General features: G+C 72.7%; 10 protein-coding genes and 1 tRNA gene. 6 read left to right on the top strand and 5 right to left on the bottom strand.

The window, feature by feature from the left end:
* The first annotated feature begins 138 nt into the window (after positions 1 to 138).
* Positions 139 to 1,053: a LytR C-terminal domain-containing protein gene (locus tag DAA34_RS02150; protein WP_106817418.1), complete on the top strand. Its 915-nt coding sequence runs from the start codon at positions 139 to 141 to the stop codon at positions 1,051 to 1,053.
* Positions 1,050 to 2,249 (top strand): pyrophosphate--fructose-6-phosphate 1-phosphotransferase, encoded by a 1,200-nt coding sequence (locus tag DAA34_RS02145; protein ID WP_106819695.1) that lies wholly within the window; start codon positions 1,050 to 1,052, stop codon positions 2,247 to 2,249. The genes DAA34_RS02150 and DAA34_RS02145 overlap by 4 nt, the downstream gene beginning before the upstream one ends.
* Positions 2,250 to 2,272: 23 nt before the next feature.
* Here the strand turns inward: DAA34_RS02145 and DAA34_RS02140 are convergent, their stop codons facing one another.
* Positions 2,273 to 3,040, bottom strand: coding sequence for an ABC transporter permease (locus DAA34_RS02140; RefSeq protein WP_106817417.1), 768 nt, complete (start codon positions 3,038 to 3,040; stop codon positions 2,273 to 2,275).
* 77 nt (positions 3,041 to 3,117) lie between these two features.
* Between DAA34_RS02140 and DAA34_RS02135 the strand changes: the two genes are divergently transcribed.
* Both DAA34_RS02135 and DAA34_RS02130 read left to right on the top strand, forming a co-directional pair.
* Entirely contained in the window at positions 3,118 to 3,345 is a 228-nt protein-coding gene (locus DAA34_RS02135) for a phosphorylase family protein (protein ID WP_106817416.1), read from the top strand.
* 74 nt (positions 3,346 to 3,419) lie between these two features.
* Positions 3,420 to 4,187 (top strand): thioesterase family protein, encoded by a 768-nt coding sequence (locus DAA34_RS02130; RefSeq protein WP_106817415.1) that lies wholly within the window; start codon positions 3,420 to 3,422, stop codon positions 4,185 to 4,187.
* A gap of 187 nt (positions 4,188 to 4,374) precedes the next feature.
* Here DAA34_RS02130 and DAA34_RS02125 read toward each other — a convergent pair.
* The 3 genes from DAA34_RS02125 to DAA34_RS02115 form a co-directional block, all read right to left on the bottom strand.
* Positions 4,375 to 4,451, bottom strand: a tRNA-Pro gene (locus DAA34_RS02125).
* Positions 4,452 to 4,533: 82 nt separating this feature from the next.
* Positions 4,534 to 5,901: a lytic murein transglycosylase gene (locus DAA34_RS12630; protein ID WP_106817414.1), complete on the bottom strand. Its 1,368-nt coding sequence runs from the start codon at positions 5,899 to 5,901 to the stop codon at positions 4,534 to 4,536.
* A gap of 152 nt (positions 5,902 to 6,053) precedes the next feature.
* Positions 6,054 to 6,989 (bottom strand): metallophosphoesterase, encoded by a 936-nt coding sequence (locus DAA34_RS02115; RefSeq protein ID WP_407656994.1) that lies wholly within the window; start codon positions 6,987 to 6,989, stop codon positions 6,054 to 6,056.
* Between the two features lie 82 nt (positions 6,990 to 7,071).
* Here DAA34_RS02115 and DAA34_RS02110 point away from each other — a divergent pair, with 82 nt between their 5' ends.
* Both DAA34_RS02110 and DAA34_RS02105 read left to right on the top strand, forming a co-directional pair.
* Positions 7,072 to 7,533 carry a GatB/YqeY domain-containing protein gene (locus DAA34_RS02110; protein ID WP_106817412.1) on the top strand — a complete coding sequence of 154 codons (462 nt, stop codon included), beginning with the start codon at positions 7,072 to 7,074 and terminating at the stop codon, positions 7,531 to 7,533.
* Positions 7,530 to 9,110 carry an acyl-CoA synthetase gene (locus DAA34_RS02105; protein WP_234354069.1) on the top strand — a complete coding sequence of 527 codons (1,581 nt, stop codon included), beginning with the start codon at positions 7,530 to 7,532 and terminating at the stop codon, positions 9,108 to 9,110. The genes DAA34_RS02110 and DAA34_RS02105 overlap by 4 nt, the downstream gene beginning before the upstream one ends.
* Positions 9,111 to 9,176: 66 nt before the next feature.
* On the opposite strand, the gene DAA34_RS02100 is transcribed toward DAA34_RS02105, so the two are convergent.
* Positions 9,177 to 11,522 (bottom strand): transglycosylase domain-containing protein, encoded by a 2,346-nt coding sequence (locus DAA34_RS02100; RefSeq protein ID WP_158707557.1) that lies wholly within the window; start codon positions 11,520 to 11,522, stop codon positions 9,177 to 9,179.
* Positions 11,523 to 11,692: the final 170 nt, after the last annotated feature.

The following is an 11,692-nucleotide window of genomic DNA, read 5'->3' as shown; positions in this document are numbered from 1 at the left end:
TGACCACGGGTCGACTCGCGGCGCACGAGCCGACCCGCCGTCCACCGACTCGTGACCCGTCTGTAATGCCTGTGGCTGATGTGAAATTTGTGACTCGTGAGGCATGATGGGGGACCGGTGCGTCGAAAGGGGATAGGCATGGCCGAGCAGCACGAGCGGACGGACGAGCAGTCCGAGCCGTTCTACGTCTCCGTCCCCTACGAGGACCTCCCCCTCGTCCTCGTGCGGGAGCAGCGTCAGCGCCGGTACCGCAAGCTCGCCCTGCTCGTCACGCTGCCCGCGCTCGTCCTCGGCTCCGCCACGGTCGCCGGCGCGTACCAGGCGGGCATCATCGGCACCGAGAAGGAGACCTGCGTCCCCGATCGGGTCCGGGCGCCCGAGCGAGGCTCGTTCGACCTGACCATCCTCAACGCGACCGAGACCCAGGGGCAGGCGACGACGACGGGCACCCTCCTCGCCCGCCGCGGGTTCCACGTCGTCCAGGCCGGCAACGCCCGTCCGGAGGACTACGTCAAGGGCGTCGCGACGATCTATCACGGTCCCGAGGGGCTCGACCAGGCGCTCCTGGTCCAGAAGCAGATGCCCGGCGCCGAGCTGTGGGACGACGGCCGCAGCGGCACGAGCGTCCAGGTCCTCCTCGGCTACGGGTACCGCAGGCTCGCGCCCGCGCCCCCGCCCCCGCTGCCCATGCCCGACAAGGTGCACCTCAACGTCTACAACACGACGTGGATCGACGGGCTCGGCGCGAAGGTCGGTCGCCAGCTCAAGAGCCGGGGCTTCCGCGTCGACGAGGTCGGCCCGGACCCCGAGAACAGCTTCAACCCCCACGACCGGGTCGTCATCCGGTACGGCGCTGCCGGCCTCGAGGCCGCCCAGCGGGTCGAGCAGCACTTCGCCGGCGCAACCATGAAGGAGACCGATCGCGAGGACGCCTCGGTCGACGTCGTCATCGGGAGCACCTACCGTGGGCTGCGTCCGTCCAGCCAGGTCCCGACGCCGGTGCCCCCGCCGCCCGTCATTGACCACGTCGAGAGGCCATGCACCCCGTCATGACCGTGAAGACCGTCGCCATGCTGACCGCCGGGGGCCTCGCCCCGTGCCTGTCCTCCGCGGTTGGCGGTCTGATCGAGCGGTACACGCAGGTGGCGCCCGAGGTCAGGATCATCGGCTACCGCGACGGCTACGCGGGACTGCTCACCGGTGACTCGATCGAGGTCACCGACGAGGTGCGGCGCGACGCGGCCCGGCTCCACCGCTTCGGCGGCAGCCCGCTCGGCAACTCGCGCGTCAAGCTGACCAACCGCGCCGACTGCGAGAAGCGCGGCCTCGTCCCGAAGGGTGCCGACCCGCTGCAGGTCGCGGCCGAGCAGCTGCGCCGTGACGGGGTCGACGTCCTGCACACCATCGGCGGCGACGACACGAACACGACGGCCGCCGACCTCGCGGCCTACCTCGCCGAGCACGACTACGGGCTGCAGGTCGTCGGGCTGCCGAAGACGATCGACAACGACGTCGTGCCGATCCGCCAGAGCCTCGGCGCGTGGACCGCCGCCGAGCAGGGCGCGATCTTCGCCCGGAACGTCCTCGCCGAGCACTCCAGCAACCCCCGGATGCTCATCGTCCACGAGGTCATGGGACGCAACTGCGGCTGGCTCGCGGCGCAGACGGCCCTCCGCCACCACGAGTGGGTGGGGCAGCAGGAGTTCGTCCCGGGGATCGGCAACGACCCGCGCCGGTGGGACGTCCACGCCGTGTACGTGCCGGAGCTGCACGTCGACCTCGACGCCGAGGCGGAGCGGCTGCGGGCCGTCATGGACGAGATCGGCTGCGTCAATGTCTTCCTGTCCGAGGGGGCGGGCGTCGCAGACATCGTCGAGGCGATGGAGGCCGCGGGCACCGAGGTGCCGCGGGACCCGTTCGGCCACGTCATGCTCGACAAGGTCAACCCGGGCGCGTGGTTCGGCGAGCAGTTCGCCCAGCGGGTCGGCGCGCAGAAGGTGATGGTCCAGAAGTCCGGCTACTTCAGCCGCTCGGCCGCCGCGAACGACGAGGACCTCGCCCTCATCCGGCGGTGCACGGACCTCGCCGTCGACGTCGCGCTCGAGGGCGGTTCCGGGGTCGTCGGCCAGGACGAGGAGCGCGGCGACGAGCTGCGCGCGATCGAGTTTCCCCGGATCGCCGGCGGCAAGCCGTTCGACGTCGCCGCCGACTGGTTCGTCGAGCTCCGCCACGCCATCGGCCAGGGCTGACCCCAGCACCATCCCGCCGCGCGTCAGTCGGCCGGGGCGGGGATCGTCGGCGATCCTCCGGCGACCCGGGTGACGACGATCCCGACGATCGTGCCGGCGAGCGCGATCCCCGCGAGGACGACGAGCTGGAAGACCGCGGCGTCGAGCGGGCTCGCCCCACCCATGATCGCGCCGACGAAGGCACCCGGCAGGGTGACGATGCCCGTGGCGCTCGTCTGGTCGATGCTCGGCAGGCGCATCTCGCGCAGCGCGTGACGACCGACGTCGGCGTGTGCCTGCTGCGGCGTCGCGCCGAGGGAGAGCCAGCCCTCGATCTCCGCGGCGTGGTCGCGGGAGCGAGCGAGGAAGTTCCGCCCGCTGAGGGTCGCGGCCGTCATGCAGTTGCCGATGACGATGCCGCCGACGGAGACGAGGTTGCGCACGGTCGGGTCCATCATCCGAAGACCGAAGACGAGCGCGATCGTCACGGCGGCTCCGGCGAGCACGCCGAGCAGTGCGGCCAGCCGGCCGCGGTGCAGCTCGTGGAGGCGCCGGGCCGAGGTCCACGACGCCGTGGAGACCATGAGGAGCAGGAAGAGGGCGACCGTCCACGGCACCGCGAGGATCCCCGAGAGCGCGACGGCGACGATCGCGAGCTGCGCCGTGGCGCGGAGGATCGAGACGACCGTCGGGCGGGTGAGGCCGACACCGGCCCAGCGCTGGAGCCCCACCGTGGCGACGGTGAGGACGGCGAGCCCGAGGGCGAACGGCCAGCGGTCCGCGAGCGGGGCGAGGCTTCCGGGATCTGGCACGCACCGATCCTCCCACCGTGGTTCCGGCCGCGCTCGCGGACGCCGGCGCGGGGCAGCGTTCGCGGGAGGATGGGGTCATGAGCCTGCTCGTCAGCGACCCGTCGGTGCGCTCCCGGCTGGCCGAGCGGGCGCACCTGGTCGACATGGAGGGGTACGCGATCGCCTACGCGTGCCGGGCGATGGGCGTACCCCTGCGGATGGTCAAGCACGTCTCGGACAACGCCGACGAGACGGCCCACGACTGGTCGGCAGCGGTGGACGGCAGCGCCCGGGCGCTCGCGGGCTGGCTCGCCGCGAACACCTGAGGGGCGTCGTCGGCGGAGGGCGCGGCGAGCGGCCCAGCCCCCGGTGGCCCAAGGGCCTGGGGGAGAATCGGGGTATGGCGTACTTCGAGCGGGTCGGGGCGGGGGTGTTCCGTCCGACGGAGCACGTGAGCGGGGCGTGGGCGGAGGCCGAGCAGCACATCGCGCCGGCCTTCGGCCTCCTCACCCACGAGATCGAGCGGTACGTCGAGGAGGGTGCCGACACCGCCCGCGTGACGCGGCTGTCGTTCGACATCCTCGGGGTGCTCCGCATGCAGCCCTTCGAGGTCGCAGTCGCCGTGGTCCGGCCGGGGCGGACGATCGAGCTGGTCGAGGCGCGGCTGACCCAGGACGGACGTGATGCCGTCGTCGCGCGGGTGTGGCGTCAGGCGACCCACGAGGTGAGCGTCGACGTCGGTACGCCGGACGAGCCGATCCCCGGGCCCGAGGAGGCCGAGCCCTGGGACGCGAGCAGCGAGTGGCCCGGCGGGTTCATCCGCTCGATCGAGGTGCGGCGCACCCACACCGGGGCGGGTCGAGGGCGGGTCTGGGCGCGGACGGCGCACCCGCTCGTCGAGGGGGACGAGGTGTCCGAGCTCGCGCGGTTCGTCGGTCTCCTTGACATCGCCAACGGGATGAACACGCGGGCAGATCCGTCGCGGGTGGCGTTCCCGAACCTCGACCTGACCGCGCACCTGCACACCGCGCCGCGGGGGGAGTGGGTCGGGCTGGACACGAGGGTGTCGTTCGCGGACGACGGCATCGGCCTGACGCACAGCACCGTCCACGACGTCCACGGCCCGGTCGGCGTCAGCTCGCAGATCCTCACGGTCCGCCCTCGCTGACCCGGTCGTTCGTCACCGAGATGCACGGATCGGCGCTTCTCAGCCGCCGATGGGCGCAGTTTCGGACATCTCGGCGTGGTCCACGAGTCCGCAGCCGACGCGCGCCGTATCCACCGCATGCTGAGGACGCTCGTGGACGACGAAGGCCCCTGACCGCAGTTCCTGCTGGTCAGAGGCCTGAGTCGAGTGGTCGGGGTGACAGGATTTGAACCTGCGACCTCTTCGTCCCGAACGAAGCGCGCTACCAAGCTGCGCCACACCCCGGTGTCGCGAACGGATCCGCGACAATCGCCCGTGCGAGCGACAAGGAAGGATAACGCAGCCGCGCTCCCTCCCCGAAATCGAATCAGCGCGGCGGCGCCGTGCTCGTGGCCGACGGCTGCGGCTGGGCCGCCCCGGACGTCGATCCCGCCCCTGACGTCGATCGCGCACCGGCGCTCGTCGTGCTCGCGGACGGGCAGCCGCTCGGCGACGGCGCCGAGCTCGTGCCGGTCACGGGCGGACACGTCGACGACGGGCTCGGCGTGCTCGTCGGGCGGGGCGACGTCGGCCGCGGGCTCGAGGTGGGGCTCGGGGCGCTCGAGCTGGGTCGTGGACCGGTGGACGTCGGGCGTGGCGCGCTGCTCGTCGGGCCCGGCGCCGTCGATGTCGGGCGCGGGTCGGACGGCGTCGTCGACGGTCGGGTCGACCTGGGCTGGGGGTCGCGGTCCGGCTTCGGATCCTTCGTCGAGGACGTCCGCCTCGGCGTCGGCGACGTCTTCGGGCCGGTGGTCGAGTCCTCCGACTCGTCTGCGACCTCGCTTGAGGCGTTCGGGACGTAGCCGGCGGTCTGCCCGATCGCCTCGATGCCGTACGTCGCGAAGTACGTCTGCCACCCGATCACGGTGCGCACGTACTCGTCGGACTGGTTGTACGACAGGATCGCGGCTCGACGGCTACCCGCATCCGACATGTCCCGGCCGTCAGCGCACAGGTACCCGGCGGCGCTCGCGGCCGCGTCGTAGACGTTCTGCGGGTCGGCGTCCCCGTCCCCGTCGCCGTCGACACCGCTGCTCTCCCACGTCGAGGGGATGAACTGCATCGGCCCGACGGCACGGTCGAAGCGCGTCGCCCCGTCGAGCCGACCACCGTCGGTGTCGGGGATGTCGGCGAACTGCCCGCCGGTCAGCGGCGGCCCGTAGACCCCCGGGGTGGCCCGGTGCGCCTTGTCGATGCCGCGCCCGCCAAGGTTCCCGGACTCGACCTGCCCGATCGCGGCGAGCAGCTCCGGCCGCATGTGGCAGCCGTCGGGGGCCCCTGCGGCGGCCCTGCGGTAGGCGCGGATGAGGTGGCTGCGGGCGTCGTCGGCGCCGCGGGCGACGGCCCGGCGGGTGGCGGCGAGGGTACCGGCGTCGGGTGCGGTCGTCGGCGCGTGCGGAAGGCCCCACGTCGAGACCTCGACGACCACGAGCGCACCGGTCACGGAGCCCGGCCGCAGCGAGATCGCCCGGTGGGTCGAGGTGCGTGCGGCCTCCTCGGCGCCGACGGTGAGGTCGGCGGGCGGCCGCATCGACTCCCGGGCGCCGGAGAAGGCGGCGACCACGGCCGGGTCGGTGAGGGTGGCCGCTCGCCCGGCCTCCCGCACCGCGGCTGGGCTCTCCGTGCCCTGGGCAACGGCGGATACACCGGTCGCCAGGACGAGGGTGGCGCCGAGGACGGCGGCGTGCGACTTCACGAGAACCTCGCAGTGGGGGGAGCGGCGTACCGGGTCGGCGGGACGGAGGGTCGACCGGTCACCGTGAATATGAGCAGCGTCGGGTGAATGCGGGATCGACGGTGGGTGAACGCGGCGTGCCCGATCGGGGTGCCCGGCGACCGGGCGCGTCGTCAGCGCGCGGTCAGGGTGAGCAGCGCTGCCTCGGGGCGGCAGGCGAGGCGAACGGGCGCGTACGGGGACGTGCCGAGTCCGGCGCAGACGTGGAGCCATGCCGCGGCGCCGGGGGCCTGGCTGCTCGGGGCCGACCCGGCGCCCGGCCACCACCGGGACACCCCGGACACCCGCCCCGTGTCGAGGTCGCAGTTCGTCACGAGCGCGCCGTCCCCCGGGATGCACAGCTGCCCGCCGTGGGTGTGACCGGCCAGGACGAGACCGGCGCCGTCGGCGGTCATGGCGTTGAGCGTCCGCTGGTACGGCGCGTGGGTGACGCCGATCGCCAGGTCGGCGCTCGGGTCGGCGGGCCCCGCGACGAGGTCGTAGCGGTCGCGTTCGAGGTGCGGGTCGTCCACGCCGAGGAGCTCGAACGCCCGCCCGGCGACCTCGAGCCGCTCCCGCCGGTGGGTGAGGTCGCGCCAGCCCGCGCTCGTGAACCCGTCGATGAGGTCCTGCGTCGGCAGCTCCGGCCCGCGACCCAGACCCTTGCGGTGGTGCCTGGTCAGGTAGAGCGCCGGATTCTTCAGGTGCGGCCCGAAGTAGTCGTTCGACCCGAGGACGAAGACGCCCGGCCGCTCGAGCAGGGGGGCCATCGCCGAGAGCGCCGTGGGGACGGCCTGCAGATGGGCGAGGTTGTCGCCGGTGTTGACGACGAGGTCCGGCTCCAGCCGCGCGAGATCCCGCACCCACCCGACCTTCCTGTCCTGACCGGGCACGAGGTGCAGGTCCGAGAGGTGGAGCACCCGGACGGGCGAGGAGCCGGGCGCCAGCACGGGCAGCTCGTGGTGGCGCAGCGTGAAGAGGTTGCGCTCGATCAGCGACGCCCACGCGATGGCGGCCGAGCCGGTCAGTACGGCGGCGCCGAGGGCGGCGAGAGCGGGGCGGCGGGTCACGGGTCCGATCCTTGCAGACCCGTCCGACTGCGGGCGGCGGCTCCGGCAGCGGCCCGCTGGACGCCGGTGGGAGACTGGGCGCATGAGCGAGACGACCCTCAAGGCGACGATCCAGGACGACCTCCACACCGCGATGCGCGAGCGGGACCAGGTCCGCGCCGGGACGCTGCGGATGGCGCTCGCCGCGATCACGAACGCCGAGGTCGCCGGGGACACCGCGAAGGAGCTCTCCGACGACGAGACCCTCAAGGTCGTCGCCAAGGAGGCGAAGAAGCGCAACGAGGCGATCGAGGCCTACCAGGGCGCTGGTCGGGAGGATCTCGCGGCCAAGGAGTCCGCCGAGCTCGTCGTCCTCGAGGCCTACCTGCCCGCGCAGCTGTCCGACGAGGAGATCGCCGCGATCGTCGACGCGGTCGTCACCGAGACCGGAGCCTCCGGGATGCAGCAGATGGGTCAGGTCATGAAGGGCGTCCAGGCGCAGGTCGCCGGGCGCGCCGACGGTGGCCGGATCGCCCCGCTCGTCAAGGCGCGCCTCCAAGGGTGACCTCGACCGGAACCCGAGGGCTGCGGGTCGAGGGGTGGGGCGGCGAGCCGGTCCCGGAGCGGTTCTCCATGGCGCGGTACTGCCTCGGCGTCGCGGCCGCGAACCGTCCTGACGCCGTCGGCCTCACCGTCGTCCATGACGTCGACGCCCCCGCCGACGAGGCCGAGCACCACACCTTCGCCGAGCTCGACCTCGCCGCCCGGGCCGTCGGTGCCGGGCTTCGCGCGCTCGGTCTGGGCCGTGGCGAGCGTGTGCTCCTGCGCCTCCACGGCACGAGCGCCTTCCCGATCGCCCACCTCGGCGCGATGTCCGCCGGTCTCGTCCCCGTCCCGACCTCGGCGATGCTCACCCCCGACGAGGCCGGCTTCGTCCTCGCCGACAGCGGGGCCCGGGCCGTCGTCCTCGCCGACGACCTCCAGCTCGAGGTCCCAGCGGGCGTCCACGTCGTGCGGCCCGCCGACCTCGACGCGTGGGTCGCCGACGCGCGCCGGAATCCCGCCGCCGTCCCCGACCACGTCGACACCGCGGCCGACGACCCGGCCTTCCTCGTCTACACCTCCGGCACGACCGGCCGGCCCAAGGGCGTGCTGCACGCCCACCGCTCCGCCTGGGGCCGGCGGCCGATGCGCGACGGCTGGCTCGGCATCGGCCCGGACGACGTCATGCTCCACGCGGGCACCCTCAGCTGGACGTACACCCTCGGCGTCGGCCTCACCGACCCGTGGGCCGTCGGGGCGCGCGCCGTCGTCCTCGACGGCCCCCGCCGCCGCGACGCGTGGGACCGGCTCGTCCGCGACCACGACGCGACCCTCTTCGCGGCCGTGCCCGGCGTCTACCGCCAGTGGCTCGAGGCAACCGACGGCCCCCTCGACCTGGGCTCCCTCCGGCACGGCCTGGCTGCGGGCGAACCCCTCGCGCCCGACCTGCTCACCGCGTGGCGGCAGCGGACGGGGCTCGAGCTGTACGAGGCGTTCGGCATGAGCGAGATCTCGACCTTCGTCTCCGCCGGGCCGGCCACCCCCGTCCATCCGGGCAGCCCCGGCCGTGCCCAGCCAGGGCGGTGCGTTGCCGTCCTCTCCCAGGACCCCGACGACGGCGATGACCCCCTGCCGCCCGGTACCCCCGGGCTGCTCGCCCTGCACCGGTCCGATCCCGGCCTCATGCTCGGCTACCACCGGCGCCCCGACGAGCAGGACCGCGTCGTCCGCGGGGACTGGTTCGTCGGTGGCGACCTCGTCACGATCGAGACGGACGGCTACGTCACCTTCCACGGCCGGGCGGACGACATCCTCAACGCCGGCGGCTTCCGGGTCTCCCCGGTCGAGGTCGAGCACTGCCTGGCGCAGGTCCCCGGGGTCGCGGACGTCCTCGTCACGGCGGAGGAGGTCCGCGACGGCGTGAGCATCCTCGTCGCGCGGATCGTGCCCGCCGAGGGCGTCGAGCGCCCGCAGGACCTGCCCGATGCGGTGCTCTCCTACGCTGCCGCCACCCTCGCCCGCTACAAGCAGCCCCGCCGGGTCGATCTCGTCGAGAGCCTGCGCCGGACGCCGAACGGGAAGCTCGTCCGCCGCGGCTGACCCCCCGGAACGGGTGACGCCCCCGACCGGTGCGATCGGGGGCGTCACGTCAGACGCGGGTCGGCGTCACTGGGGAGGGGTGCCGTTGGAGACGAAGACCTGGATGCTGGCCCCCTGGGCGGCCGAGCCGGTCGGGGTGATGTAACTGATGATCCCGGCCGGTGCCCGGCTGGGGACGCGCCCCGCAACGACCGGTGTGAAGCCTGCGTTCCGCAAGGTCTGCAGGCCGACCGCCTCGGGCTGACCCGCGACGTTCGGGATGCTCTTCTGGTCGCCGGACGGCTTCTTCGAGCCGCCGCCGTCCGAACCGCCGTCGCTCTGGGGGATGCCCTTCTTCTCCATCCCCCTGCTCTGCATGCCGACGATCTGGGACCACAGCGGGGCGGCGATCGTGCCACCGAAGACGGGGCCGTAGTACTGGCCGCCGATGAGGCCCTTCATCTCGTGCTGCTGGATCGGCGTGCCGACGTAGACCGCGGTCGAGAGCTGGTTGGTGTACCCGACGAACCACGACTGCTTGTGGTCGTTCGTCGTCCCCGTCTTGCCCGCGGCCACCCGCCCGTCCGCGAGCCGAGCTGCCGCACCGGTGCCGTGCGGCCCGGTGATGACCGTCTTCAGCAGCTCGGTGACGTTCTGCGCGCTCGAGTACTTGAGGACGCGTTCGCACTTCGGCGGCTCGAGCTTGAGGGCCTTGCCGTTGGAGTCGGTGATCTTCTCGATCGGATTCGGCGGGCAGTACGTGCCGCCCGCCGCGAGGATCGCGTAGGAGTTGGCGAGCGTGAGCGGATCGGTGTCGTCGCCACCGAGCGCGACGGCCGCCGCACCCTTGTCCCACGCGAGGCCACTCGTGTCCCCGGGGGCAGGTCCACCGTTCTGCAGGTGCATCTTCCCCATCGTGTCGTGGACCTTGCAACCGAGGTTGGCGACGAGCTGGACGAACGCCGTGTTCACGGACCTCGGGGTCACCACGCGGTAGGGGAGGTAGCTGCCCCCGATGAGCTCGTCGTTCCGGACCCCCTGAGGGAAGGTGCCGAAGCACGGATGGCCCGCGAGGCTCGCGGGCGGATACCACGCCTGCGTCGTGCTCGCCATCGGGACGTACAGCCCCCCGTTGGCGGTGTCACCGCGCTCCATCGCGGCGGCGAGGGCGTACATCTTCGCCGTCGAGCCGATCTGCCACCCGCGCGTGCCGCCGAAGGCCACCGGCTGGGTCCACGCCTGCTCGGTGTACCGCGTGCTGTTCTTCTTGATGCCCGTCTTGAACGTCGAGGACTGCGCGAGAACCCGGATCTTGCCCGTGCCTGGCTCGACGGTCGCGACGGCCGCGCCGACGCCGCTCGGGTCACCCGGGGGAACCTTCGCCTGGAGCATCTTCCGCGCCTCGCGGATGTCGCCGTAGTCGAAGGTCGTGTCGATCTTCAGGCCGCCGGTCGTGACGTTCCGCCAGCGCTCCCGCGGGTTGTCGCCGAGCTCCGGCATCGTCTTCAGGTACGCCTCGATGTACGCGCAGACGTACGGCTCGACCGAACGCGCGCACGTGCCGCCCTCGTTGTCGCGGATCCGCAGCTGCGACTTCACGCTCGGCTTCTTCGCCGCCTTGGCCTCCTTGGCGGTGATCCACTTCAGTGCGAGCATCCGGTCGATGACGACGTTGCGGCGCTTCTGCGCAGCCGTGGGGTTGTTGTTCGGGTCGGTCGACCCGGGCGACTGGACGACGCCGGCGAGCGTCGCGGCCTCGGAGAGGTTGAGCTCGCTCGCGTGCTTGTCGTAGTAGTGCCGCGCGGCGGCCTCGACGCCGTACGTCTGGTCGCCGTAGTACGCGAGGTTGAGGTAGCCCTGCAGGATCTGCTTCTTGCTCATCGTCTTCTCGACGTTGAGCGCGTACTTCATCTCCTGGAGCTTGCGGGCGTAGGACTTCTCCTTGGCCCGCGCGGCGCCCTTCTCGTCGCCCTTCTGCAGGGCCTTCTCGACGAGCATCATCTTCACGTACTGCTGGGTGATCGACGAGCCGCCCTGGGTGACGCCGCCGCCGGCGGCGTTGGTGACGAGGGCGCGGGCGGTGCCGCGCACGTCGATGCCGCCGTGCTCCTCGAACCGGCTGTCCTCGATCGCGATCTGCGCCTTGCGCATCACCGGCGCGATCTTCTTCAGCGGGACGATGACGCGGTTGCTCTCGTACGGGGTCGCGAGCGTCTTCCCGTCGCGGGAGACGACCGTGCTCTGCTGGGCGAGCGCGGTCGGAGTGAAGTTCTCGGGGAGGTCCTCGAACGCCGTGGCCGTGCCGCTCGCGGCCGCGCCGAGCGCGCCCGTCAGGGGCAGTGCGAGCCCGGCCGACAGCAGGCCCATCGCGACGGAGATCGCGACGAAGGCTGCGAGCAGGCTCGCGAGGTGGGGCATGTGGGAGCGACGCATGGGGCGAAGGTTACCGACGGAGCCTGAGATCGCCCCCCGGAGCCCGCGCGGCCGGGCGACGGACGCGCCTGCGTAGTCCGAAAGGACCAGCCTCACTGGGCCCGTTCGGGACATGTGAACGACACAGGGTCACACCTAGGGTAGCGGAGCGGCCCGCGGGACGGGCCGGA

Source organism: Janibacter massiliensis (genome assembly GCF_900289115.1).
GTDB lineage: Bacteria > Actinomycetota > Actinomycetes > Actinomycetales > Dermatophilaceae > Janibacter_A > Janibacter_A massiliensis.
This window is presented reverse-complemented; position numbering and strand designations above follow the sequence as displayed.

What these genes read in the sequence shown, in the direction of transcription:
- DAA34_RS02135 (WP_106817416.1), top strand. Translation starts at nt 3,118, where the DNA reads ATGAGCCTGCTCGTCAGCGACCCGTCGGTGCGCTCCCGGCTGGCCGAG.
- DAA34_RS02110 (WP_106817412.1), top strand. Translation starts at nt 7,072, where the DNA reads ATGAGCGAGACGACCCTCAAGGCGACGATCCAGGACGACCTCCACACC.
- DAA34_RS02130 (WP_106817415.1), top strand. Translation starts at nt 3,420, where the DNA reads ATGGCGTACTTCGAGCGGGTCGGGGCGGGGGTGTTCCGTCCGACGGAG.
- DAA34_RS02150 (WP_106817418.1), top strand. Translation starts at nt 139, where the DNA reads ATGGCCGAGCAGCACGAGCGGACGGACGAGCAGTCCGAGCCGTTCTAC.
- DAA34_RS02100 (WP_158707557.1), bottom strand. Translation starts at nt 11,522, where the DNA reads ATGCGTCGCTCCCACATGCCCCACCTCGCGAGCCTGCTCGCAGCCTTC.
- DAA34_RS02145 (WP_106819695.1), top strand. Translation starts at nt 1,050, where the DNA reads ATGACCGTGAAGACCGTCGCCATGCTGACCGCCGGGGGCCTCGCCCCG.